Origin of the sequence: Actinoplanes sp. NBRC 103695 (assembly GCF_030269485.1) — a bacterium.
Lineage (GTDB): Bacteria > Actinomycetota > Actinomycetes > Mycobacteriales > Micromonosporaceae > Actinoplanes.
Genome location: NZ_BSTL01000033.1, coordinates 1 through 25,065, shown reverse-complemented (window position 1 = coordinate 25,065; position 25,065 = coordinate 1). Strand labels below are relative to the sequence as shown.

Below are 25,065 nucleotides of genomic sequence, written 5' to 3'. Positions count from 1 at the left end.
ACAGATCAGGGTACGCGCGTCAGGCGCCCAGCTCTGCCGCGGCCTTCTCCAGGTCGGTGGAAAGCAGGTCGTCGCGGAAGGCGCACAGCTGGAGCGTCATCCGGGCGGCGCCGGTCTCGCCGACGACCAGCCGGATCGCCCGCCCCCGGTCGTCCATGTCGCCGACGATGAAGTCGAGCAGCCGCACTCCGGCGCTGTCCAGGAAAGACACCTTGGTCAGGTCGATCAGCAGAGCGTCGTCGCCGACGTTCCCGGCGATCGCCTTGCCGATCAGAGGCGCGTTGGCCAGGTCGAGCTCGCCGGACAGCGTGACCACCGAGGCGGGCCCGCGGCGGGCGAAGGCGACGTTGTTCACGAGTCCCCCTTGCGTGTGCGCCGCATGGTCACCACCGTCCCGGCGCTCCGATCGAAAGACACATGATCCATCACCTGGCGGATGAGTTGCAGACCGCGTCCGCGCGCCACGTCGGTGCGCGCCGGTCGCCACACACCCCGATCGGCCACCACCACCTCGACCGCCTCGGCGGACACCGTCGCGGAGACCTCGACCTGGCCGAACGGGTCGTTGCGGTAACCGTGCTCGATCGCGTTGGCCACGGCCTCCGAGCAGGCCAGCAGCACTCCCTGGATGCTCTCCTCGTCCACCTGGTGCGAAGCCAACCAGGCGCGCATCTCCTTGCGCAGCAGGGCGATCTGCATCGGGTCGGCGCCGATGGACCGCTCCATCCGGTCGTCGGTGCCCAGCGTCAGGCAGAGCAGGCAGACGTCGTCGGCGTGCTCCTGGCCGACCATCAGGTCGGCGAACCCGGAGGCCAGCCCGGTCGTGGGCGCGTCACGGCGGCGGGCCCACTCGCGGGCCATCAGGTCCAGGCCGCGGTCGATCGTCCGGTTACGCCGTTCCACCAGGCCGTCGGTGTAGAGCAGCAGGCGGCTGCCGGAGGCCAGCTTGACCTTGTCCTCCACCCGCTCGCGGCGGCCGGCCCGCGAGCCCAGCGGCGCGGACCGGGCGCCCATCAGGTAGCGGGCCTGCGTGGCGGGCTCGTGCAGCAGCGGCGGCAGGTGGCCGGCGCAGGCGTACGTCATGGTGCCGGAGGCCAGGTTGACCTCGCAGTAGGCCACGGTCGCCATCCGCGCCGAGATCACCCGGTCGACGAACCGGTCGAGTTTCTTGAGCACCTTGGCCGGTCCGGCGTCCGCCGAGGCGACGGCCCGGATCGCGCTGCGCAGCTGGCCCATCGTGGCGGCCGCGTCGATGCCCCGGCCGACCACGTCGCCGACCGCGATGGCCAGCCTGTCCGGCGTGATCATGAAGGCGTCGAACCAGTCCCCGCCGACCTCCAGGTCCTGCGCGGCCGCGTGGTAGTGGGTCTCGACCACGAACCGCGAGTCCTGTGGCAACGTACCGGCGAGCAGGCTGCGCTGCAGCGTCCGCGCGACGGCCCGCTCCTGCTCGTACAGCCGGGCGTTCTCCAGTGCCAGGGCGGCCCGGTCGGCGAGGTCGATGAGGAAGCCGGGCTCGGCGCCGGTCCGCAGCGCCAGCGTGCCGAGCACCCGGCCACGGACGACGAGCGGAAGCACAGCGTTGCCGGAGCCGGCCGCCGGCCACAGCGCCTCGCCCGCGGTGGTCACCTCTTCGATCTGCGCGGTCAGCAGGTCGGCGTCCGGCGCCGGCCCGCCCGACTCGGCGAGCAGCCCGGCCGGTCCCACCTGCAGGCGCACCGAGGCCCACTCGGCGACATCCGGCACCAGCCGCTCGACCAGGCGTTTCGCCCGCGCGGTGAGCCTGGGCTCCTCGTCCATCTCCCGGGTGGTCGCGGCCAGCAGGATGGCCCGCTCCTCCCGCTGCCGCGCCGCGTCGTAGAGCCGGGCCCGGTCCAGCGCCTGGCCGCCCTGCTGGCCGAGCAGCCGGACCACGCGTAGTTCGCTGTCGGACAGCCGGCGCGGCTCGGCGAAGCCGAACGCGAGCACCCCGCGCACGTCGGCGTCGTCCGCGGCCGGTCCGGTGGTCAGCGGCAGCAGCACGACGGTGGCCCGGCCGGCCTCGCGCATCGCCTCGGCCAGCCCGGGGAGCTGCCCGTCCGCCTCCTCCGGCGCGCCCACCACGTGCAGGTCGCCGCGGCGGGCCACCTCGGCCGCGGCCGCCTCGCTGACGCCCTGGTCGGTCGCCGAGACGGCGACCAGTTCGCCGGGACGCGCGCCGGTCAGCCAGACGCTGCCGCCGCTCGCGCCGAAGGCGGGCGCGGGCGCGCGGACCAGGGCCTCGGCGACCCCGGTTTCGGTGGGTGCGGCGGCCAGCTCCGCGACGATCTCCTGGAGTACGCGGACCCGTCGCTCGGAGTCCTCGGCGGCGCGGCGGGCGTTCAGCAGTTCCCGCTCGTACCCGCGTCGCTCGGTGGCATTGAAGATCGTGGTCCGGATCAGCCGGGGCAGTCCGTCCGGGTCGCGGCCGAGCACCGAGTTGACCAGGGTGGGCAACCGGTGGCCGTCCGCGCAGACCATGTCGAAGGCGACCTCGTGGACGTCGTTCTGCATCCGCAGCAGCGGCGCGTAGTGCGTCTCGTGGTAGATCTGCCCGCCGGAGCTGAGCAGGTCGCGGAACCGGCGGAGACCGATGAGGTCCTCGCGGGTGTAGCCGGTCCACGCGAGGAACGTCTCGTTGACCTTGACGATCGTGCCGTCGGGAGTCGTGGTCAGGTATCCACATGGTGCGTGCTCATACAACTCGCCGGGATCCTCCTCCCACGGCACGCGCAGATCCTGGGTCACGTCCCGCTCTCTCATGACCTACAAGTAGGCCTTGATGGCGGCGATCGTCTCGTCCGGCGCGCTGAGGTTCGGACAGTGACCGGTCGCATTCATGTAGAACAGTGTGCTACCCGAGAGCTGGGCATGCACGTACTCCCCCACCGGTGTCGGCGCGATGACGTCGTCCGTGCACTGCAGAACCAGGGCCGGCGTACGCAACCGGGGCAGGTCGGCGCGGTTGTCGGAGAGGAATGTGACCCGGGCGAAGTGGCGGGCGATCTCCGGGTCGGTCCGGCAGAAGCTGTTCTTGAGCTCCTCGCCGAGCTCCGGCCGCTCCGGGTGGCCCATGATCACCGGGGCCATCGCGGCGGACCAGCCCAGATAATTGCTGTCCAGCGCGTCCAGCATCTCCTCGAGGTCGGAGCGCTGGAAGCCGCCGACGTAGCCCTCGTCGTCGATGTACCGCGGCGAGGGGCCGATCAGCACCAGCCGGGCGAAGCGCTCGGGCTCGCGGATCGCGGCCAGGATGCCGATCATCGCGCTCACCGAGTGCCCGACGAACACCACGTCGCGGAGATCGTGCTCGTCGATGATCTCCAGCACGTCGTCGGCGTACCCGTTCAGCGTGGAGTACTTCTTCTCGTCGTACTGACTGAGGTCGGATTTCCCGTTGCCGACGTGGTCGAAGAGCACGATCTTGTACTCGTCGGCGAAGGCCGGCGTGACGTATCGCCACATGTTCTGATCACAGCCGTAGCCGTGTACGAACATCATCGGCTGCCCGGTGGGATTCCCGGTCACGGTCACGGCGTTGCGCTCGGTCGTATTCATCGTGGGGTCACCTTACGACTCCGGAGCGTTCCGCACGACGGTCATGTTGTCCGGCATTTGTGAGCCAGTGTCTGATTCGGTGCCCGTCTACGGGCTGGCATACCCCGGATAACCTGGGATAAGGCCTCGCGCTGAGGTGCGGAGCCGATGCTGAGGAGGGTGCGGACGGATGGCCGAACAGCCGGGCGAAAATCCCCCGGATGCCCGACTGCCCGACCCGACCAGGGTCGTGGCGGACAGCGGCGAACTGTCGACCGTGGACGCTCCGGCGCGCTGGAGCGGGTCGGCGGTCGTGCCGCCGCCACAGCCGAAGAAGCCTCTCTGGAACCGCCGCAGGGCGGAGCCGGAGCCGGAGGACGACTGGGGCACCACGCCGGCCGTGGATCCGTGGGCCGGGCAGGACACCCCCTGGGATCCGCTGCAGATCCCGGTTCCCGAGCCGGTGCAGATGCCGCCGACACGCATCGACGCCCCCGCGCCCCCGCCACCCCCGACGCGCGTGGAGACGCCCCCACCGCCGCCACCTCCACCTCCACCACCGCAGGCCAACCGCCTGCCGGTGCAACCGCGGCCCGCCTACGTCCCGCCGAAGTACGCGAAGCAGGCGGTGAAAACGCCGCCGGGCCCGAAGCCACCCGGCCCGCCGCAGGGACTCCGGCCACCCGGCCCGCCGCAGGGACTCCGGCCACCCGGCCCGCCGCAGGGTGAGAAGCCTCTGCCACCGCGCCCGAAGAAGCGCCGCCCGCTGCGCAAGCTCGGCATGTTCACCCTGCTCACGCTGGTCTTCTGCCTCGGCGTCCCGGCATTCTTCCTGTGGCCGGCGGCAGGCCAGTACCCGGTCTCCGCGGTGCTGCCCGACTCGGTCTCGGACCTGAACCTGCGCGACGACTCGTCCAGCCGCCGCGCCGCCGAGAACCTGGCCGCCGAGCTCGGCGACGGCCGGGCCTTCGCCGGGATCTACGCCGACGGCAACGGCAAACGGGTCACCATCTTCGGCACCACCGGCCTGCGGCTCACCCCCGAGCAGGACGTCGAGGCGCAGATCCAGCAGCTCACCCCGGACTACGACATCAAGGACGTGCGGGCGTTCGACACCGGCGAGACCGGCGTGCACGAGCGCTGCGGCACCGGCAAGGCGGGCCGCAACACGGTCGTGGTGTGCGCCTGGGCCGACCACGGCAGCCTGGTGACCGTGCTCATGACCAGGCGTTCCGTCGCCGACAGCGCCGATCTCACCGCGGTTCTGCGGAGTGCGGTGCTCTCCCGGGGGTAGAAAAAGGCGCATGACCCGCCGCTGGCTGTTCGCCGATCAGCTCGGCCCGCACTTCCTGGACGCGCCGGACCAGCCGGTCCTGCTGATCGAGTCGAAGGCCGTGTTCCGGCGGCGCCGATTCCATCGGCAGAAGGCCCATCTGGTGCTCTCGGCGCTGCGTCACCGCGCGGCCGAGCTGGGTGACCAGGTGCGCTTCGCGCAGACCCAGACGTACGCGGAAAGCACCGCGACCGAACGTCTGAGCGTCTGTCACCCCACCTCGCGTGCCGCCCGCGGCCTCGTACAGAAGCTGGGCGTGGAGATCCTGCCGCCACGCGGTTTCGTGACCGGCCCGCAGGACTTCACGGCGTGGGCGGGCGACCGGAAGTCGCTGCGGCTGGAGGATTTCTACCGGGACGCGCGGCGCCGGCACGACGTGCTGATGGACGGCGCCGAACCGGCGGGCGGCCGGTGGAACCTGGACGCCGACAACCGGGAGTCACCACCGAAACAGCCGGCGCTGGGTGTGCCCGATCCGCCCGCGATCGTCGAGGACGAGATCGACGAGCAGGTCCGCGCCGACCTGGACCGCTGGGAACGCGAGGACGGCATCACGTTCCTCGGCAACGACGGCCCGCGGCTGTTCCCGGCGACCCGGCGCGAGGCGCTGGCCCGGCTGGGGCACTTCGTCGAGCACCGGCTGCCCACGTTCGGCCGGTACGAGGACGCGATGCTCGCCGGCGACCCGTGGATGGCGCACAGCATGCTCTCCGCGCCGCTGAACCTGGGCCTGCTCGACCCGCTGGAGATCATCCACCGGGCCGAGGACGCCTACCGCGACGGCAGCGCCCCGCTGGCCTCCGTCGAGGGCTTCGTCCGGCAGATCCTCGGCTGGCGTGACTTCGTCTGGCATCTGTACTGGTATTTCGAGCCGGACTACCGCCGGGCCAACGAGCTCGGCGCCGCCGGCCGCGTTCCGAAGTGGTTCGCCGAACTGGACGCCGATGCGGTGGACGCGGCCTGCCTCTCCGACGTGCTGGCCGGGGTCCGTGACCGCGGCTGGGTGCACCACATCCCGCGGCTGATGGTGCTCGGCAACTACGCGATGCAGCGCGGCTGGCGGCCGGGCGCCATGGCCGACTGGTTCCACCGGGCGTTCGTCGACGGCTACGAGTGGGTGATGACCGCGAACGTGATCGGGATGAGCCAGTTCGCCGACGCCGGCCGGATGAGCTCGAAGCCGTACGCCGGCGGCGGCGCCTACATCGACCGGATGAGCGACTACTGCGGTGGCTGCCGGTACGACCCCAAGGTCCGGGTCGGCGACAACGCGTGCCCGTTCACCGCGGGTTACTGGGCTTTCCTGCAGCGCAACGAGCCGAAGCTGCGCGGCAACCACCGCATGCGCCAGCCGTTGCGCGGCCTGGACCGGTTGCGGGACCTGGACGAGCTGGTCGAGCAGGAGGCCGCCCGGGGCAGCCGCGCCCCTTAGTCGCTGCCGGGCTCAGTCGCTGCCGGGCTCAGTCGCTGCCGGGCTCAGTCGCTGCCCGGCTTGGCGGGGGCGTAGCGCGGCACGTACTCCTGGCCGGTCAGCTTCTGGATCTCGGCCATCACCTCGTCGGTGAGCTCGCGCAGCGAAGTCCGGTCGTCCGGCCGGCCATCGGTCTCGATCGGCTTGCCGAACTTGATCGTGGCCTTGCCCCAGCCGACCAGCTTGGGGTACGGCTGGCCGATCGGCTGGATCCGCTCGGTGCCGATGACGCCGACCGGGATGATCGGCACGCCCGCGGCGACCGCGAGCCGGGCCGCGCCGGTGCGCCCGCGGTAGAGCCTGCCGTCCGGCGAGCGGGTGCCCTCGGGGTAGACCACCACCATGTCCCCGTCCCTGAGTTTGGGGATGGCGGCGTCGAACGCGGTCAGCGCCGCGCGCCCACCGGCGCGCTCGACCTTGATGGCGCCGAGGCCCTCCATGATGAAGCGGTTGAACCGCCCGCGGACGCCGGTGCCGTTGAAGTACTCCGCTTTCGCCCAGAACGCCAGGTGCCGGGGCACGACCGCGCCGAGGAACAGCTCATCGGCGACCGACAGGTGGTTGCTGGCGAAGATGGCGCCCCGTGTCGCCGGGATGTTCTCCAAGCCCTCGACGCGCGGCCGCCAGCCGACGATCATCGCCGTGCCGACGGTGAGCTTGCCGAATGTGTAGAGCGGCGGCAACGAGGTCCTCCGGGAGGAAGTGGTGGGGGCGTGGAAAGACTAAACCACGTCCACCTGAAAGTCCCCGCGGATCCCGGCCCGGGTGAACCCGGACCGGGATCTCAACCTGCGGTTACGCGCGTGCCACCGCCACGGTGACCGGCTCGCCGTCGCCCACCTCGCCGGTGAATCCCTCGACCGTGCCGAACGTCACGGCGTCCGCCAGGGTCTCCGATGACAGGAACGGCAGGTGCGCCCGCGTCGCGGAGACCACCGCCTCGGACCCCGACACGGTCAGCGTGATCCGGTCCGAGACGTCGAGATCCGCGTCCCGGCGGGCCTGCTGCACCACCCGGATCAGGTCGCGGGCGAGCCCCTCGGCGGCGAGTTCGGGCGTCACCGCGGTCTCCAGGACGACCACACCGCCGGCCAGCGGGGCCGAGTTCTCCGCGTCCGTGGCGACCAGCTTCAGCTCGTACTCGCCCTCTTGCAGGGTGACCCCGGCGGCGGTGGGAGAGCCGTCGACCAGCTGCCAGTCGCCCGCCTTCACCGCCTTGATCACCTGCTGGACCTGCTTGCCGAGGCGCGGCCCGAGAGCCCTCGGGACGACGGTCAGCACCTGCTCGCAGTAGCTCGCGACGTCGCCGGTGAAGACCACCTCCTTGACGTTGACCTCGTCGGCGAGCAGGGCCGCGAACGGCCGCAACGCGTCCGCGTCGGAGGTCGCCACGGTCAGCTTCGCCAGCGGCAGCCGCACCCGCAGCGCCTTCGCCTTGCGCAGCGAGAGCGCCGCCGAGGCCACGTCGCGGATGCCGTCCATGGCGGTGACCAGCGCGTGGTCGGCCGGGAAGGCGTCCGGCGCGGGGAAGTCGGTCAGGTGCACCGAGCGTTCCCCGGTCAGGCCACGCCAGATCTCCTCGGCGGTCAGCGGCGCCAGCGGGGCCAGCACCCGGGCGAGGGTCTCCAGCACCGTGGCGAGCGTGTCGAACGCGTCCACGTCGCCGGTCCAGAACCGGTCCCGCGAGCGGCGCACGTACCAGTTGGTCAGCGCGTCGAGGTAGGACCGGACCGACTGGCAGGCGCCGGAGATGTCGTACTCGTCCATCTGCCGCCGCACGTCCGAGACGAGCTCGCCGGTCTTGGCCAGCACGTACCGGTCGAGCAGATGCCCGCCGCCGGAGGCGGCTTCGGAAAGCGCCGCGCCGGTTCCGATTCTGGCCTCGTGGCCGGACGCGTTGGCGTACAGGCTGAAGAAGTACCAGACGTTCCACAGCGGGAGCAGCACCTGCCGGACCGCGTCGCGGATCGCCACGTCGGTGACCGGCATGTCCCCGCCGCGCAGCACCGGCGACGACATCAGCATCCAGCGCATCGCGTCGGACCCGTACGTGTCGAAGATCTGGTAGACGTCCGGGTAGTTACGCAGCGTCTTGGACATCTTCCGGCCGTCCTCGCCCAGCAGGATGCCGTGGCTCAGGCAGTTCCGGAACGCCGGCCGGTCGAACAGCGCGGTGGCCAGCACGTGCATCGTGTAGAACCAGCCGCGGGTCTGCCCGATGTACTCGACGATGAAGTCACCCGGGTAGTGGTGCTCGAACCAGTCCTTGTTCTCGAACGGGTAGTGCACCTGGGCGAACGGCATCGACCCGGACTCGAACCAGCAGTCGAGGACCTCCGGCACGCGCCGCATGGTCGACTGCCCGGTCGGGTCGTCCGGGTTGGGCCGGGTCAGCTCGTCCACGTACGGCCGGTGCAGATCGGTGACCTTGACCCCGAAGTCGCGCTCCAGCTCCTCGAACGAGCCGTAGACGTCGACCCGCGGGTAGTTCGGGTCGTCCGACTTCCACACCGGGATCGGCGAGCCCCAGAAGCGGTTCCGGGAGATCGACCAGTCGCGGGCGTTGGCCAGCCACTTGCCGAACGAACCGTCCTTGATGTGCGCCGGCGTCCAGGTGATCTCCTGGTTGAGCTCGACCATCCGGTCACGGAACTTGGTCACCGCCACGAACCACGACGACACCGCCTTGTAGACCAGCGGGGTGTCGCAGCGCCAGCAGTGCGGGTAGGAGTGCGTGTAGCCGTCGTGCCGCATCACCACGTCGCCGCGCTCCTTGAGCGTGGCGATCACCGGCTTGTTGGCGTCGAAGACCTGCAGGCCCTGGTAGTCCGGGACGAGCGCGGTGAACCGGGTGTGGTCGTCGACGGTCACCACGGTCGGGATGCCGGCCGCGTTGCAGGCGAGTTGGTCGTCCTCGCCGAAGGCGGGCGCCATGTGCACCACGCCGGTTCCGTCCTCGGTGGTCACGAAGTCCGCGCCGAGCACCTGGAACGCGTTCGGCCCGCCCTGCTCGACCAGGAAGTCGAACAGCGGCGTGTAGCGACGGCCGACCAGCTCACTGCCGAGGACCGTGCCGACCCGCTCGAAACCTTCGAGCTCTTTGGCGTACGCCGAGACGCGCGCCGCCCCGACGAGGAGCTTCTGGCCGTCCTTCTGCAGCACCGCGTACTCGATGTCCGGGCCGACCGCGAGCGCCAGGTTGGACGGCAGCGTCCACGGCGTGGTGGTCCACACCGCGATGTCCTCCCCCGTCTCCAGCCGGAACTTCACCGTCAGGGCCGGGTCGGTGCGGTCCCGGTAGACGTCGTCCATCCGGGTCTCGGTGTTGGACAGCGGCGTCTCGCACCGGAAGCAGTAGGCGAGCACCCGGAAGCCCTCGTACACCAGACCCTTCTGGAACAGGGTCGAGAACGCCCACATCACGGACTCCATGTAGTCCGGGTCGAGGGTCTTGTAGTCGTTCGAGAAGTCCACCCAGCGGGCCTGGCGGGTGACGTAGCGCTCCCAGTCCTGGGTGTACGCCAGCACCGACGTCCGGCAGGCCTCGTTGAACTTCGCCACGCCCAGGTCGAGGATCTCGGCCTTGGTGTTGATGCCGAGCTGCTTCTCGGTCTCGACCTCGGCCGGCATGCCGTGGGTGTCCCAGCCGAACCGGCGCTCGACGCGCTTGCCCCGCATGGTCATGTAGCGCGGGACGACGTCCTTCACGTACCCGGTGAACAGGTGCCCGTAGTGCGGCAGGCCGTTGGCGAACGGCGGGCCGTCGTAGAAGACGTACTCGTTGCTGCCGTCGGTGCCGGCCGGGCGCTGGTCGACGCTGGCCTCGAACGTCTTGTCCGCCCGCCAGTGATCGAGAACCGCGCGCTCGACGGCGGGCAGGTCCGGGCTGGCCGGAACGCCGGCCGCGTCGGTGTGTTTCGGGTAGCTCATGACTCTCCTCGCAGTTCGATGACTGCGAGGACGAGCTGGTGAAGGCCCGCGGTACCACCTCGCTTGACGGTTTTCACGCCGCCCGCTCATTGCCCCGACTGGTGCGCGTGTCGGTCGTCCGCCCGGTTCTACTAGGGCTGAGGGCCCGTTCTTCCGGAGGCTCCCCGGTGATGGCCGGTTCGTCGCCTGCGTGGGCTCAACGATACCGGCCACCCCGGGATTCCCTGAATCGGATTACCGAGCTTGCAGCGTGGTGGTCCAGAGCGACACACCGTCACGGTCACGCAGGTTGACCGTGAACGCCTTGGTCCGCCCGTCGATCTCCACCTCGCCGAAGTGCTGGAAGCCCTGCGCGGGCGAGGTGTTCGCGGCCGGCGGGGTGTTGCTGAAGACCACCTGCGGGCCGAACGTGGCGTCCATCGCGTTCGGCCCGAACGCCCCGGCGTGTGCGGGACCGGACACGAACTCCCAGAACGGGGTGAAGTCCTGGACCGCCGCCCGGGCCGGGTCGTAGTGGTTCGCCGCGGTGTAGTGCACGTCCGCGGTGAGCAGGACGATCCCGGTCACGCCCGCCCGGTGCGCGGACTGCAGGACCTGCGCGAACTCCAGCTCGCGGCCCTTCGGAGCACCCGGGTCGCCCTGCGCCACACCCTCCTGGGCTCCTCCGCCGTCGGGCACCACGATGCCCAGCGGCAGGTCGTTGGCGATCACCTTCCAGGTGGCGTTGCTGCGCCTGAGGCCCTTGATCAGCCATTCGCGCTGTTCCCGGCCGAGCAGCCCGCGGTCCGGGTCGGCGTACGTGTTGCCGTCGTTGACGTCCTTGAACGTCCGCATGTCGAGCACGAAGATGTCCAGCAGGGGCCCGTACGACAGCTTCCGGTAGACGGTGCTGTGCCCGCTACCGACGACTGGTCCTTCGGACGGCGCGGAGATCCCGCCCCTTGACAAGGGTATCGGCGTAGGCACCCATTCGTGGTAGGCCCGCATCGCCCGCGCCGCGAGCACGTCCACCCGCTTCTCGGTGTACCGGGCGTCGTCGAGGATCTCCCCCGGATACCAGTTGTTGGTGACCTCGTGGTCGTCCCACTGGTTCAGCTGCGGCACCTGCGCGGCGAAACGCCGGTAGTTCTCGTCCAGCAGGTTGTAGGCGTACTGGCCGCGGTACTCCTTGAGGGTCTCGGCGACCTTGGACTTCTCCTCGGTGACCAGGTTGTTCCAGACCCGGCCGTCGGGCAGGGTCACGCTCGCGACCAGCGGGCCGTCGGCGTAGACGGTGTCACCGGAGTGCAGCAGGAAGTCGGGGCGCCGCTGCCGCATCGATTCAAAGATCTTGAGGCCGCCGTACGCCGGATCGATGCCCCAGCCCTGACCGACGACGTCGCCGGTCCAGACGAAGCGCACGTCCCGCCGCCCGGTCGGCGCGGTGGTCAACCGGCCGCGCTCGGATGCGCTGAACAGTCCGTGCCGCTCCAGGCTCTCCACCCGTACCCGGTAATGAAGGTCTTGACCGGCCGGCAGGCCGCGCAGCCGCACCTTGCCGGTGAAGTCGGTGTCCGGCGTGACCACCGGACCGCGGACCAGCCGGGCGCCTTTGAAGTCGGGACGGCGGGCCACCTCCACCCACATCCGGCCGGGCCGGTCGGCGCGGGTCCACACCACGGCGGACTCGGCCGCCGCGTCGCCGCTCTGCACACCATGGGTAAGCACCGGCCGTCCCTGGGGCAAAAAGGCAAGAGCCGCCGGCGCGGCCAAGCCGGCTCGCAGCAGGGTTCGTCTGTTGATCGAGGTCATGATGATGGCCTATCGAACCGATGTGACCAGCGTCCCCTGATCAGGCCAACGGCACCTAAACTCGGACGGGTGATCCGCATCGAGATCGACGAGCCGACGCTGGCTCGCACCCGGATCGCGATCAGCCCGCTCTGCGAGCTCCTCTGCGGCCTCTTCCTGCTGGAGCGCAACCCGGGCGAGGTGCCGTGGCCCTACCAGGACTGGGCGGCGCGAGCGCGCGAGATCCTGCGCACCGACCCGGCCGTCGATCCGGTGCACCTGTACTTCCGGCTCGGATCGGTGTGGCCCGACTTCCTCGGCCCGCACCCGCCGAGCGCCCTGCCGACGCTCGACGAGGAACTCGCCGGCCTCCGCGCGACACCGGCCGAGGTGATCGAGGCGCAGTTCGCCAAGCACTATCCGGACGGCGAGCCGGAGATCCTGCGGCCGTTCCGCACCGACCGGGCGGCGGCGCTCACCCGGCTGTCCGACGGCCTGGCCGCCTACTGGGACGCGGCGCTCGCGCCTTGCTGGCCGGCCATGCGCGCCGCGCTGGAGGAGGAGGTGCTGCTCCGGGCCCGGGCGCTGGCCGCCGACGGGCCGGACGCGCTGCTGGCCAAGCTGCATGACCGGGTCCTCTGGGAGCGTCCGATCCTCACCCTGGTCAAACCCCTGGAGCAGAGCTTCGACGCGTTCGACAAGCGGCTGCTGCTGGTCCCGCTGATCTTCTCCCGCGGCGCGCTGCTGTGCTCCAGCGACGACTCGGACGTGATCATGGTGACGTACCAGTCCCGGGGCGCCGCCGTCCTCGCTGAGCGCCGCACGCAGCCGGCTCCGGAGGATCGGCTCGCGATCCTGATCGGCCGCGGCCGCGCCACCGTCCTCCGGGCGCTGACCACCCCCGCCACCACGACCGGGCTGGCCACCGCACTGGGCCTGGCCCCGTCGACCGTGTCGGAACACCTCAGCGCGTTGCAGGCGGCGGGCGTGATCCACCGCCGGCGGGCCGGGCGCCGGGTGCTCTACGGGCTCGAACCGGCCGGCACCGCGCTCGTCACCCTGCTGGATTCGGGAGCGGCCGAATTCGTTTCCGGATGACCGTGAAACTCTTTAGCGTTCCGGGCCATGGGGGATGCCATCGAGGCCGCGCGGCTGCGGCGCACGTACCGAAGTCGCACGGGTTTCATCCGGCGCCGGACCACCGAGATCGAGGCCGTCCGCGGTGTTGATCTGACCGTGGCGCGCGGTGAGCTGTTCGGCCTGCTGGGCCCGAACGGCGCCGGCAAGACGACCACGATCAAACTGCTCAACACGCTGCTGATCCCGACCTCGGGCACGGCACGGATCTGCGGCTTCGACGTCGAACGCGAGACCCGCGAGGTGCGCCGGCGGATCGGGTACGTGTTCGGCGGCGACCGCGGCCTCTACGACCGGCTGTCCGGCCTGGACAACCTGCGCTACTTCGCCGAGCTGTACGGGGTGCCGCCGCGCGACCAGAAACGGCGCATCGCCGAGCTGCTCGACCTGGTCAAACTGGCCGGACGCGAGCGGGAGCGGGTCGAGGGCTACTCCCGCGGCATGCGCCAGCGCCTGCACATCGCCCGCGGCCTGCTGCACTCCCCCGAGGTGCTGTTCCTCGACGAGCCGTCGATCGGCGTCGACCCGGTGGCCGCACGGGAGCTGCGCCGGACCGTCGCCGACCTGGCCGCGACCGGCACCACGGTGCTGCTGACCACGCACTACATGGCCGAGGCGGACGAGCTCTGCGACCGGATCGCGGTGATCGCGGACGGGCGCATCCAGGCCCTCGGCACACCCGCCGAGCTGCGTACGCACGCCGACGGGCGCCGGGTCGTCGAGATCGAGGCGTACGGGGTGCCGGACGACACCGTGGCCGGCCTGCAGCGGCTGTCCGGGGTGAGGGAGGCCGCGGTCGAGGCGCGCGGGGCGTTGCAGATCCTCACCGTCCAGTCCGACGCCGGGGTGGACGTGCAGGGTGAGGTGCTGCATGCGCTCGGGGGCGTGCGCCTCGGCCGGGTGTCCACCCGGGAACCCACCCTGGAAGACGCGTACGTGGCGATTGTGAGCGGCTCTTGAAGACGTTGCGCATGATCGCGATCGGCACGCTCCTGCACGTGAAACAGCTCAGCCGCTCAGGGCTCGAGCTGACGATCAGCCTCTTCATCCCGATCGTGCAGGCTACCCTGGCGGTGTACCTGTTCCGCTCCGGCGGCGAGTCACATCGGCTGCTGGACGCCGCGGTCGGGGCCGGGATGATGGGCGTCTGGTCCTCGGTGCTGTTCGGCTCCGGCGGCGCGATCCAGAGCCAGCGCTGGCAGGGCACCCTGGAGATGATCATGCTGGCGCCGCGGCGGCCGGTCCTGGTGCTGCTGCCGATCACCCTCGCCACCGCGCTCACCGGCACGTACGCCCTGCTCGCCACGCTGCTCTGGGGCCGGCTGCTCTACGGGATCCGGCTCGATTTCGTACACCCGGCCGCGTTCGTCGCCGCGGCGCCCGTGGTGATCCTGTCGCTGGGCATGTTCGGGCTGCTGCTGGCCGCCACGTTCGTGCTGCTTCGGAACGCCAACGCGCTGGCCAACACGCTCGAGTACCCGGTGTGGCTGGTGTCCGGGATCCTGGTACCCATCACGGTCCTGCCCACCTGGACCACCCCCCTCGCCGCCGCCCTGCCGACCACCTGGGCCGCACGCGCCCTGCGCGAGGCCACCGCCGGCGGTCCGGTGTGGCCGTCGGTCGGGATCTGCGCCGGCATCTCGCTGATCTGCCTGGCCCTGGGAGCTTTCGCCTTGACCCACGTCGAACGCCGTGCCCGCGCCGCCGCCACCCTGGCGCTCGCATGAGGACGCTCCGGCTCCTGACCGTCGGCGGCGTGATCGCCTACCGCGCGCTGTTCAACTGGACCTCGCCCGGCATGTTCGTCGGCACGCTGCTCGTCGGGCCGCTGTTCCAGCTGCTCTTCTTCGCCTACCTGGGCCGTGAGCTGCAGGTCGGCGACGACCGCTTCTTCATCGTCGGCAACGCGGTGCTGGCGTCGTCGCTGGCCTGCGTGTTCGGCGGCACCATGGCGATCGGCAACGAGCGGCGCTTCGGGACGCTCGGGCACGTGCTGCTGTCGCCGCGCAGCCGGACCGCGGTGTTCCTCGGGCGCGCCCTCCCGTACGCCGGGAACGGCCTGCTCATCGCCGCGTTCACGCTCACCGGCGGCGCGCTGCTGCTCGGCCTGCGCATCCCGCCGGGCGCCCTGCCCGGGATGGCCCTGGCGCTCACCGTGGGGTCGCTGTCCTGCGGCTTCTTCGGGCTCGCCCTGGGTGCGCTCGGCCTGCGGTTCCGGGACATCTGGGTGATCTCGAACGTCTCGGTGGCCCTGATGCTGCTGCTCACCGGCGTGAACGTGCCCCCGTCCGCACTCCCCGGGTGGCTCGCCGCGATCGGGCAGGGGCTGCCGATCACGCACGCCGCCGCGGCCGCGCGGCTGCTGGCCGGGGGTGCGGATCTCACCGAGGCGCTGCGCCCGCTCGGAATCGAGGTGCTGGTCGGCGCCGCCTGGGCGGTTCTGGCGGCTCTGCTCCTGAAGGTCTTCGAGGTGGAGTCGCGTCGGCACGCGTCGCTCGACACCCTGTGATGTCACGTTCTGCGGAGCTGTCTCGTCCCCCTTACATGAGCAGACTGAACCTGAACGATGTCGCGCCCGACGCCTACAAGGCCGTCATGGGCATGGAGATCTACGCCCGGCAGAGCAACGATCCACAGCTGTACCTGCTGGTCAAGCTGCGCGCCTCGGTGGTGAACGGCTGCGGTTTCTGCGTCGACATGCACGCCGCCGACGCGCAGAAGGCCGGCGAGTCCACCCGGCGCCTGTTCGCGGTGTCGGCCTGGCGCGAGGCCGCCCAGCTGTTCACGGCGAAGGAGCGGGCGGCGTTCGCCCTGACCGACGCGGTGACCAGGCTGGGCGAGCACGGCGTGCCCGACGACGTGTGGGACGAGGCCGCCGGCCACTTCGACAAGACCGAGCTGGGCAACCTGCTGATGGCGATCGTCACGATCAACGTGTGGAACCGGCTCGCCATCGCCACGAAGATGGATCTGCCCGGTTGAGCCTGGGCGTCAGACCAGCTCGGGGAACCAGAGCTGCAGCTCACGCTTGGCGCTCTCCGGCGAGTCGGAGGCGTGCACCAGGTTCTCCCGGTTCGACAGCGACAGGTCACCGCGGATCGTCCCCGCGGCCGCCTTGCGCCCGTCGGTGGCGCCGAGCATGCCCCGGACCACCTCGATCACCTCGTCGCCGGACAGCACGAGCGCCACCAGCGGCCCCGAGGTCATGAAGTCCTTGAGGGGAGGATAGAACGCCTTCTCGACGTGGTCGGCGTAGTGCTGGTCGGCCAGCGCGGCGTCCATCGACCGCAGCACCATCGCGTCGACCGCGAGCCCCTTGCGCTCGAACCGGCCGATGATCTCGCCGACCAGGCCTCGGCGCACAGCGTCAGGCTTGATCAGCACGAGCGAGCGCTCGCCGGACGGGCTGGTCACGGTGGGTTCCTCCCAGGGTCGACACGCGGAATGTCAGCCTATCGGTACCGCTCCCCCCGCGAGCGGCAACCTCGGGTAACCACACTTCCGCTCCACCCCCGGCTCGCCATAGCCTGACAGGGACAAAAGGGGGGTCCACTGTGGCGAACCAAACCGGCCGACCCGTCGCACCGGCGCGCAAGCTTGTCGCGGCGGTGCTGGGCACTTTCGCGGTGTTCGTGATGGTGTTCGGGCTCGGCCTGTCCAGCTGGCCGATCGTCGCCCTGGGCGCCGCACTGCTCGCGCTGGCGATCGCGCTCGGCATGGTCAACGTGGTGCGCCGCGGTGCCCGCGCGTGGGTGACCGGCCACGGCCAGGTGAAGGCGATCTCCGAGCCGCCCCCGTCCGGCGCCTACGGCCGCGCCGAGCTGCAGCTGGTGGTGGTCGCCCCCGGCCTGCCGGTCACCGAGGTCCTGGTCCGCGACCCGCGCGTCCCGGTCGGCAAGTGGCCCCGGGTCAACGAGACCCTGCCCATCTCGGTGGACGTCGACGACATGCGCCGCGTCAAGATCGAGTGGGCCGACGTGGAGGACCGGGCCGACGACGGCGACCCTCCGCCGCCCGCGTTCGAGCAGCCCGAGGAGTTCCTCGACGACGACCTGCTGGGCGAGCCCGAGGCCCCGCCGTGGGTGACCCGCGACCGCTCGTGGGGTCGCGGCCCCGACGAGCCCATGTCCCCCGCGGCCGCCGCAACGTCGGTGGCCACCGAGGAGCGCCCCGGCTCGGCCATAGTGGTCCACGACACACCAGGCGGCCCGGTCCTGGAGGGCGAATACGTAGACCACGACGACATCCCCGCCGTCCTCCCCCAGCGCGCGGCCCGCAGCCCGCACGCCGAGGCCCAGGCAGCCGCGACGTCCCTGACGGACGACCGTCCGACTCCCGAGGCCCCCCTGCTGGACGACCCCGAACCCGAACGCCGGCCCGAGCCCGACCCCGAGCCGGCCCCAGCGCCCGAGGATCGCCAGCCGCCTCCCGTGGCCGACGAACCCCCGCCCGCGGCCCCTCACTCCACGACCTACTACGAGCAGCCCACCCCCGCACCCCACCAGCGCACGGCGTCCCCCACCACCGAGGCGACCCCGTCGTCCTACACGCCCACCACGGACCAGACCCACCCCGCGTACCAGCCGGTCCCGCCGACCACGACGGAGAGCGACGAGCCCACCGAGCGCCGCCGCCCCAGCCCACGTCCCCGCAAACCGTCAGAACCAACTTCAGAAACCCTTTCGGGTACGCCCTCCCACTCCCCAACCGCAACACCGGCTCCCGCCGGCCCAAAGGCAAGCGTGGTCCCGGAGCAACGTGCCGCCGGCGTGCCCGGCTCCGACTCGCCGGATCTCGAGACCCCGCCCCGCCCAAGGTCACCCGAGTCCTTGCACGAGCCGACGGACCACGACATCGACCTCCCTCTGGACAGCAACCTGGACTCCCCACCGGAGTTCGCTCCCGCCTCCCGCGAAAGCCTGTCCAGCGACGTCATAGCCCCACCCGCGGACGCCCCCGACGACCCTCGCGCCTGGGCCGCCGGCGCAACGGCCGCGACCCCTCCCTCGGAGATCCCGACAGCGAAGCGCCCCCCTTCCCCCCGCGAGGACACCGTCACTCCACCGGAGCAGGTGGCCGCGGCGGCAGCCGCCGACCGAGCAGCCGCCACAGGCGACACATCGCCCCGCCCGTGGGAGGCGAGCCGCCTCCCCGACGAGCCACCGCCGCCTCCCACAGCCAGCGCCGCGACCACCCGCCCGTGGGAAGCCAGCCGCCCCACCACCGACCCCTCGCCCAAGCCTCCCGCCAACGAGCCCCCGTCCAGGCCCGCCGCCTACGAACCCCCGTCTCCGTCTGAGCCGCCCGCCGCCGATTCCCTCCTGGAGGACCCCCTCCTCGACGACATCCTCGGCGACCCCGGCCCACCCCCGTGGGAAACCCGCGAGGCAGCCAACCCTCGCCCCACCATCACCGGCGTAGACCCCACGACACCGACCAAAACCCCCGCCGCTTCAGCCCCCACTCCCGAAGCGACCCACCCCACCGAGCCACCAGCCGCGACCTCCCAGCCACCGACCGCCCCCACCGAGGTTCCGGCCGCGACCTCCCAGCCACCGACCGCCCCCACCGAGGTTCCGGCCGCGACAGCCACCGACGCCGCACCCACGCCCGGCCAGAAGCCGATCGTCGTCTCGGCGACCGCCCGCCCGGTCAGGCCCGGCCGCCCCTGGGCCGACCTGGAGGGCTCCGGCTACGAACCGGACGAGCGCACCGACGAGATCATCACCGCCTACCCCAGCGCCCGCCCCGGCCCGGCCGGCGCGATCCACGGCGTAGGCATCACGGTCCTGGTGACCAACATGAACCGCTCGATCGACTTCTACCGCGACACCCTGGGCTTCTTCCAGATCGACACCGGCACCGGCAGCGCGGTCCTGGCGTCCGGCGACACCCGCCTGGTGCTGCGCGCCGTCCACTCGTTGTCCCCGGACATCGGCCGCCTGATATACCTCAACCTGGAGGTGGGCGACGTCGACGCCGTATACGAGGAACTGAAGACCAAGGGCGTGAAGTTCCTGCACGGCCCCCGCCCGGTCAACCGCGGCGACAAGCTCGAACTCTGGGCCGCCACCTTCTACGACCCGGACGGCCACAACATCGCCATCACCCAGTGGCGCGCCATCCGCTGACGCCTCGCAGAGCCCGGCCGCACCCCACCGGCCGGGCTGAGCCCCAGAGTCGCAGCCAGCCGAGCCGAGCCCCAGATTCCGCGGCTCGCAGACCGGGCTCAGCCCAGAGTCACGGCCGGCCGGGCTCAGCCCAGGATCTTGCGACGCACGTGCGTCGCGTACACCCAAGCGGCCCCGAAGATCAGGCCGACCGCCGCGAGCGACCAATGCAGCAGCCCACTGACCAGCAGCAAAACCTGCAGCACCGACCCCGCGGTCCAGGCCCACCGCCGCTTCATCACCCCGGCGATGAGGATGCAGAGCACCGCCAGCGTCACCACCACGCCGATGCCCCACCCGCTCAAATTCCCGCCGAACACCCGGATCGGCTGAATCGCCAGCAGCAGCACGATCGCCTCGAGCACCAGCGTCCCCGCCCCGAGGCCGCGCACCGCGGCCCCGGGGTTGCGCAGCCCGGACTGCCTCGGCTCACCCGGAGCCGCCGGCTCGGAGGACGAAGCCGCCGAGTCTGAGGCCGCCGGCACCGAGTCTGAGGACGGCGGCACCGGGTCGGAGGACGGCGGCGCTTGCTCGGCGGACGAAGCCACCGGGTCGGGTGTCGGCGAGGTCACCGCTTCAGCAGCTTCCGCGCGTCCGCCACGGTCATGATCGACCCGGTGACCAGCACGCCGACCCCGCTGAGCTCGCCGTCGGTGTCGGACTCGGCCAGCACGACCGCTTCCTCGATCGCGTCCGGCATGTTCTCCGCGACGGTCACCCGGTCCTCGCCGAAGATCTCGGTGGCGATCTGCGTCAGTTCTTCCAGCGGCATGGTCCGGGGCGAGCTGTTGCGGGTGACGACGATCCGCGCGGCGATCGGCTCGAGCAGGTCGAGCAGCCCGGACGCGTCCTTGTCGCCCAGCACCGCCACGACGGCGACCAGGTGCCGGAAGGTGAACTCCTCTTCCAGCGCCGCCACGGTCGCCGCCATGCCGTGCGGGTTGTGGGCGCCGTCGAGCAGGATCGTCGGCGCGCTGCGTACCCGCTCGAGACGGCCCGGCGAGTCCACCCGCGCGAACCCGTCCCGCACGACCTCGGGCTCGAGCTGCTTGTCCTTGCCGGCGCCGAGGAACGCTTCGACCGCGGCGAGCGCCAGGACGGCGTTCTGTGCCTGGTGCGCGCCGTGCAGCGGCAGAAAGATCTCGTCGTAGATCCCGCCGAGCCCCTGCAGCGTGATCATCTGCCCGCCGACCGCGATGTCCCGTTGCACCACCCCGAACTCGCTGCCCTCCCGGGCCAGCGTCGCGCCCACGCTGACGCTGCGTTCGAGCAGCGGGCGCATCGCGTCCTCGGTCTGCAGCGCGCTGATCACGGTGGCGCCCCGGTGGATGATCCCGGACTTGGCCCAGGCGATGTCCTCGATGGTGTCGCCGAGCCACTCGGTGTGGTCCAGTCCGATCGGCGTGATCACGCAGATGCCGGCCTCGATCACGTTGGTGGCGTCCTCCTCGCCGCCCATCCCGACCTCGACGACCGCCACGTCCACCGGTGCGTCGGCGAATTTCGCGTACGCCATGGCCGTGGTCATGTCGAAGTAGGTCAGCGGCTCGGACACCCGCGCGTCGATCAGGTCGGCGAGCGGCTCGATCTCCTGGTAGGTCGCGACCAGCTCTTCCTCGGAGATCGGCTCCCCGTCGAGGCTGATCCGCTCGCGGACGGTCTCCAGGTGCGGGCTGGTGTAGCGGCCGGTGTGCAGCCCGTGCGACCGCAGCAGGGAGTCGATCATCCGAGCGGTCGACGTCTTGCCGTTGGTGCCGGTCAGATGGATCGACGGGTAGGCCCGCTGCGGGCTGCCCAGCACGTCCATCAGGTCCCGGATCTTCGCCAGGTCGAAGTCCATCCGGGTGAAGCCGCGCTTCAGCAGCGCGGCATCAACCTCGTCGTATTCGCTCATGCTGAGCCTTCCTTTGGCATGCGCTTCTGGCCCTCGCGTGCGAGGCCGTTCGCCGGCGCCATGCGGTGCCGCTCGGTGCAGTCGCTCATGCCGTGGGCAACGCCGACAGGGAGGCTGCAATTCGCGTGAGATCCGCCTCAGCCGTGGCCAGGCGATCCTTGATCTTCGCGACCACCTGCTCGGGTGCTTTGCCGACGAACGCCTCGTTGCCGAGCTTGGCCCGGCACTGCGCGGCTTCCTTCTCCGCGGCGGCGCGGTCCTTCTCCAGCCGGGCCCGTTCGGCCGCGACGTCGATGGTCCCGCGGGTGTCCAGGTCGACGGTGGTCCCGCCGGCCACGGTCAGCGTGGCGGTGGCCGTGAAGTCGTCGCCGGGCGCGTCCAGCCGGGCCAGCGCCCGGATCAGCGGCTCGTGGACGTCGATGCCCACGTTGCCCAAGCCGGTGAGCGCCGCGCTGACCCGCTGACCAGGTCGCAGTCCCTGGTCGGAGCGGAAGCGCCGGACCTCGGTCACGACCCTCTGCAGCGCGGCCAGCTCATCCTCGGCGGCGTCGTCGATCCGGGCCGCCTCGGCGACCGGCCACGCCGCGGTGACCACGGTCGTCTCGCCGGTCAGGCTGGTCCAGAGTTCCTCGGTGACGAACGGGATGACCGGGTGCAGCAGCCGCAGCAGCTGGTCGAGCACGTGCCCGAGCACCCGCCGCGTCTTGTCCGCCTCGGGCCCACCGGCGGCTAGCACCGGCTTGCTCAGCTCGACGTACCAGTCACACACGTCGTCCCAGGCGAAGTGGTAGAGCGTGTCGCAGAACTTCGCGAACTCGTACGTCGACAGCTCCTCGTCGACTTCGCCGATCACATGCTGCAGCCGGGACAGCACCCACCGGTCGACGGCGTTGAGCTCGCTCTGCGCGGGCAGCTCACCGGCGACCGTGGCACCGTTCATCAGCGCGAACCGGGTCGCGTTCCACAGCTTGTTGCAGAAGTTGCGGGAGCCCTGGCACCACTCCTCGCTGATCGGCACATCGGTGCCCGGGTTGGCGCCGCGCATCAGCGTGAAGCGGGTGGCGTCCGCGCCGTACCGGTCGATCCAGTCCAGCGGGTCCACCACGTTGCCGAACGACTTCGACATCTTCTTGCCGTGCCCGTCGCGCACCATGCCGTGCAGCGCGATCACGTCGAACGGCTGTTTGCCGTCCATCGCGTAGAGCCCGAACATCATCATCCGGGCGACCCAGAAGAACAGGATGTCGTACCCGGTGACCAGCACCGACGTCGGATAGAACCGCTCCAGCTCAAGCGTGGAGTCGGGCCAGCCCATGGTCGAGAACGGCCACAGCGCCGACGAGAACCACGTGTCCAGCACGTCCTCGTCCTGCCGCCAGCCCTCGCCGGTGGGCGCGTCGTCCTCCGGGCCGACGCACACGACCTCGCCGTCCGGCCCGTACCAGACCGGGATCCGGTGCCCCCACCACAGCTGGCGGGAGATGCACCAGTCGTGCATGTTGTCGACCCACGCGAAGTAGCGCTTGGCCAACTCGGCCGGCTCGACCGCGACCCGCCCGTCGCGCACCGCGTCACCGGCCGCCTTGGCCAGCGGCCCGGTCCGCACGAACCACTGCAGCGACAGCCGCGGCTCGACCGTGGTCTTGCATCGCGAGCAGTGCCCCACCGAGTGCTGATAGGGCCGCTTCTCCGCGACGATGCGACCCTGCTCACGCAACGCCGCCACGATCGCCGGCCGGGCCTCGAACCGATCAAGACCTTCAAACGGCCCGGGTACGGTGACCACGGCGCGCTCGTCCATGATCGTCAGACTCGGCAGGCCGTGCCGCTGACCGATCTCGAAGTCGTTGGGGTCGTGCGCCGGCGTGACCTTGACCGCGCCCGTGCCGAAGGCGGGGTCGACGTGCTCGTCGGCCACGATCGGGATGCGACGCCCGGTCAGCGGCAGCTCCACCTCGGTGCCGATCAGGTGCCGGTACCGCTCGTCATCCGGGTGCACGGCCACGGCGGTGTCGCCGAGCATCGTCTCGGCCCGGGTGGTGGCGACCACGATCGAGTTGTCACCCTCGCCGTACCGGATCGAGACCAGCTCACCGTCGTCGTCGGAGTGCTCGACCTCGATGTCGCTCAGCGCCGTCAGGCACCGCGGGCACCAGTTGATGATCCGTTCGGCGCGGTAGATCAGCTCGTCGTCGTACAGCCGCTTGAAGATCGTCTGCACCGCACGGGAGAGCCCGTCGTCCATCGTGAACCGCTCGCGCGACCAGTCGACCGAGTCACCGAGCCGGCGCATCTGCCCGAGGATCGCCCCGCCGGACTCCGCCTTCCACTGCCACACCCGCTCGACGAAGGCCTCCCGCCCCAGGTCGTGCCGGGACTGGCCCTGGCCGGCGAGCTGCCGCTCCACGACGTTCTGCGTGGCGATGCCGGCGTGGTCCATGCCCGGGAGCCACAGGACTTCGTACCCCTGCATCCTCTTGAGCCGGGACAGCGTGTCCTGAATGGTGTGGTCGAGCGCGTGACCGACGTGCAGCGAGCCGGTGACGTTCGGCGGCGGGATGACGATCGAGAACGCCGGTTTGTCGCTCTTGGGGTCGGCGGTGAACACCCCGGACGATACCCACGACTCGTACCGCCGCTGCTCTACCTCGCCCGGCTGGTACTGGGCGGAGAGTTCACCGGTGGGACGGCCGTCGGGGGCGCTGGTCTGGGTTGTTTCGCTCACCGGTCAATTCTACGGACGTCGCGTACGTGGGCGGCCACGGGATTGCCTGGTTGTGGATAACTCCGCTCTCGTGGATTGCTAGGCTGCCCCGATGTCCGAGCCCAGCGGCCGCCCGACCGAGTCCGAGCCTGTCGCACAGGCCGCCTCCGGAGAAGCATCCGCGCACCTCAAAGCCGCTCCCCCGGCCGATCCGGTTCAGCCGGTCGACGCCGCACAGCCGATCGATTCGGGCCAGCCCGTCGGCGGAGCACGGCCGATCGAGGTGGGCGACGGTCCTTTCCAGCTGAGCGGCTCCGCCGACGAAGACGAAGCGGACACCCCCAAGCCGAAATCCCGCACCCGCACCGTCGTCCTGGCCGGCCTCCTCGCGGTGGGCGTGGCCGGCGCCGCGGCCCTGAGCGTCACCGGCTGGCGAGTGATGTCGCAGAAGGACGCGACGCTCACGGCACCCGCCGAGCTCGGCGGCTTGAAGGCCGACGACAGCGAGAACGGCCGCGGCACCGCGGACTACCTGACCACCGCCCTCGCCGCGGAGATCGACTTCGACAAGACGGTCGGCGCCGTCTACCGCGACGGCGCGAACCCCAGCAGGGGCGTGCTCTTCTTCGGCGGCACCTCGCTGATCTGGAGCCCGGACACCGAACTCGAGTCGGCCTTCGATCTGATCGCCGACGACCAGGGTTCGGTCACCGACGTCCACGACGTCGAGGCCGGCGACCTGGGCGGCACCATGAAGTGCGGAGCGACGGCCACTGCCGAAGGCGACATGAGCGTCTGTGGCTGGGCCGACCACGGCAGTCTCACCGTGGGCCTCTTCCCCGGCCGCCCCGAGGATGAATCCGCCATACTCCTCCGCACCTTCCGCGACGTCGCCCAGAAGCGCGATTAACCGCCGGCCCCAGAGACGCAAAATGGCCCGCCCCGGTCGGGGCAGGCCATAAAAGCATTGTCTAGGAAAACAGTTGAGGCCCCACCAGTGGTGGGGCCTCAACCATACGTTTAGTCCGGCGGCGTCCTACTCTCCCACACCCTCCCGAGTGCAGTACCATCGGCGCTGGCAGGCTTAGCTTCCGGGTTCGG

Annotated in this window: 19 protein-coding genes and 1 rRNA gene; 9 read left to right on the top strand and 11 right to left on the bottom strand. The window is 70.9% G+C overall.

Features of this window, described 5'->3' with window-relative positions; all coding sequences use genetic code 11:
• Positions 1–19: 19 nt before the first annotated feature.
• Genes QSK31_RS40280 through QSK31_RS40270 form a run of 3 tightly spaced genes read right to left on the bottom strand, consistent with a single transcriptional unit; the run spans position 20 to position 3,576 of the window.
• Positions 20–355, bottom strand: coding sequence for an STAS domain-containing protein (locus QSK31_RS40280; protein WP_285690049.1), 336 nt, complete (start codon positions 353–355; stop codon positions 20–22).
• A complete protein-coding gene (locus QSK31_RS40275; RefSeq protein ID WP_285690048.1) occupies positions 352–2,766 on the bottom strand; it encodes an ATP-binding SpoIIE family protein phosphatase in 2,415 nt (804 codons plus the stop codon). The genes QSK31_RS40280 and QSK31_RS40275 overlap by 4 nt, the downstream gene beginning before the upstream one ends.
• An 18-nt stretch (positions 2,767–2,784) precedes the next feature.
• Positions 2,785–3,576, bottom strand: coding sequence for an alpha/beta fold hydrolase (locus tag QSK31_RS40270; RefSeq protein ID WP_285690046.1), 792 nt, complete (start codon positions 3,574–3,576; stop codon positions 2,785–2,787).
• A 169-nt stretch (positions 3,577–3,745) separates the two neighbouring features.
• Here QSK31_RS40270 and QSK31_RS40265 point away from each other — a divergent pair, with 169 nt between their 5' ends.
• Positions 3,746–4,849, top strand: coding sequence for a hypothetical protein (locus QSK31_RS40265; protein WP_285690044.1), 1,104 nt, complete (start codon positions 3,746–3,748; stop codon positions 4,847–4,849).
• Positions 4,850–4,859: 10 nt separating this feature from the next.
• Positions 4,860–6,320 (top strand): cryptochrome/photolyase family protein, encoded by a 1,461-nt coding sequence (locus tag QSK31_RS40260; RefSeq protein ID WP_285690043.1) that lies wholly within the window; start codon positions 4,860–4,862, stop codon positions 6,318–6,320.
• A gap of 44 nt (positions 6,321–6,364) precedes the next feature.
• Here QSK31_RS40260 and QSK31_RS40255 read toward each other — a convergent pair whose 3' ends face one another.
• The 3 genes from QSK31_RS40255 to QSK31_RS40245 form a co-directional block, all read right to left on the bottom strand.
• Complete coding sequence (locus QSK31_RS40255; RefSeq protein ID WP_285690042.1) at positions 6,365–7,042, bottom strand: lysophospholipid acyltransferase family protein; 678 nt, start codon at positions 7,040–7,042, stop codon at positions 6,365–6,367.
• 112 nt (positions 7,043–7,154) lie between these two features.
• Positions 7,155–10,289, bottom strand: a complete 3,135-nt coding sequence (ileS, locus tag QSK31_RS40250; protein WP_285690041.1) for an isoleucine--tRNA ligase — start codon at positions 10,287–10,289, stop codon at positions 7,155–7,157.
• 234 nt (positions 10,290–10,523) lie between these two features.
• Entirely contained in the window at positions 10,524–12,080 is a 1,557-nt protein-coding gene (locus tag QSK31_RS40245) for an alkaline phosphatase D family protein (RefSeq protein ID WP_285690040.1), read from the bottom strand.
• Between the two features lie 69 nt (positions 12,081–12,149).
• Between QSK31_RS40245 and QSK31_RS40240 the strand changes: the two genes are divergently transcribed.
• The 5 genes from QSK31_RS40240 to QSK31_RS40220 are packed head-to-tail and all read left to right on the top strand — an operon-like array spanning position 12,150 to position 16,178.
• Positions 12,150–13,157 (top strand): ArsR/SmtB family transcription factor, encoded by a 1,008-nt coding sequence (locus QSK31_RS40240; protein ID WP_285690039.1) that lies wholly within the window; start codon positions 12,150–12,152, stop codon positions 13,155–13,157.
• A gap of 27 nt (positions 13,158–13,184) precedes the next feature.
• Positions 13,185–14,156 carry an ABC transporter ATP-binding protein gene (locus tag QSK31_RS40235; protein ID WP_285690038.1) on the top strand — a complete coding sequence of 324 codons (972 nt, stop codon included), beginning with the start codon at positions 13,185–13,187 and terminating at the stop codon, positions 14,154–14,156.
• Positions 14,153–14,923 (top strand): ABC transporter permease, encoded by a 771-nt coding sequence (locus tag QSK31_RS40230; protein WP_285690037.1) that lies wholly within the window; start codon positions 14,153–14,155, stop codon positions 14,921–14,923. Before QSK31_RS40235 ends, QSK31_RS40230 begins: the two co-directional genes overlap by 4 nt.
• Positions 14,920–15,705, top strand: coding sequence for an ABC transporter permease (locus QSK31_RS40225; RefSeq protein ID WP_285690036.1), 786 nt, complete (start codon positions 14,920–14,922; stop codon positions 15,703–15,705). The genes QSK31_RS40230 and QSK31_RS40225 overlap by 4 nt, the downstream gene beginning before the upstream one ends.
• Positions 15,706–15,740: 35 nt before the next feature.
• Positions 15,741–16,178: a carboxymuconolactone decarboxylase family protein gene (locus QSK31_RS40220; protein WP_285690035.1), complete on the top strand. Its 438-nt coding sequence runs from the start codon at positions 15,741–15,743 to the stop codon at positions 16,176–16,178.
• Between the two features lie 9 nt (positions 16,179–16,187).
• Here the strand turns inward: QSK31_RS40220 and ndk are convergent, their stop codons facing one another.
• Positions 16,188–16,610: a nucleoside-diphosphate kinase gene (gene ndk / locus QSK31_RS40215; RefSeq protein WP_285690033.1), complete on the bottom strand. Its 423-nt coding sequence runs from the start codon at positions 16,608–16,610 to the stop codon at positions 16,188–16,190.
• Positions 16,611–16,750: 140 nt separating this feature from the next.
• Here ndk and QSK31_RS40210 point away from each other — a divergent pair, with 140 nt between their 5' ends.
• Positions 16,751–19,327, top strand: coding sequence for a VOC family protein (locus tag QSK31_RS40210; protein WP_285690032.1), 2,577 nt, complete (start codon positions 16,751–16,753; stop codon positions 19,325–19,327).
• 125 nt (positions 19,328–19,452) lie between these two features.
• Here QSK31_RS40210 and QSK31_RS40205 read toward each other — a convergent pair whose 3' ends face one another.
• The 3 genes from QSK31_RS40205 to QSK31_RS40195 form a co-directional block, all read right to left on the bottom strand.
• Positions 19,453–19,938: a DUF4233 domain-containing protein gene (locus QSK31_RS40205; RefSeq protein WP_502873087.1), complete on the bottom strand. Its 486-nt coding sequence runs from the start codon at positions 19,936–19,938 to the stop codon at positions 19,453–19,455.
• Positions 19,935–21,260: a bifunctional folylpolyglutamate synthase/dihydrofolate synthase gene (locus QSK31_RS40200; RefSeq protein ID WP_285690030.1), complete on the bottom strand. Its 1,326-nt coding sequence runs from the start codon at positions 21,258–21,260 to the stop codon at positions 19,935–19,937. The genes QSK31_RS40205 and QSK31_RS40200 overlap by 4 nt, the downstream gene beginning before the upstream one ends.
• An 85-nt stretch (positions 21,261–21,345) precedes the next feature.
• On the bottom strand, positions 21,346–23,985 hold the full coding sequence (locus tag QSK31_RS40195; RefSeq protein WP_285690029.1) for a valine--tRNA ligase: 2,640 nt from the start codon (positions 23,983–23,985) through the stop codon (positions 21,346–21,348).
• A gap of 91 nt (positions 23,986–24,076) precedes the next feature.
• Here QSK31_RS40195 and QSK31_RS40190 point away from each other — a divergent pair, with 91 nt between their 5' ends.
• Positions 24,077–24,874: a hypothetical protein gene (locus QSK31_RS40190; protein WP_285690028.1), complete on the top strand. Its 798-nt coding sequence runs from the start codon at positions 24,077–24,079 to the stop codon at positions 24,872–24,874.
• 113 nt (positions 24,875–24,987) lie between these two features.
• On the opposite strand, the gene rrf is transcribed toward QSK31_RS40190, so the two are convergent.
• A 5S ribosomal RNA gene (gene rrf / locus QSK31_RS49320) occupies positions 24,988–25,065 on the bottom strand; the annotation flags it as partial.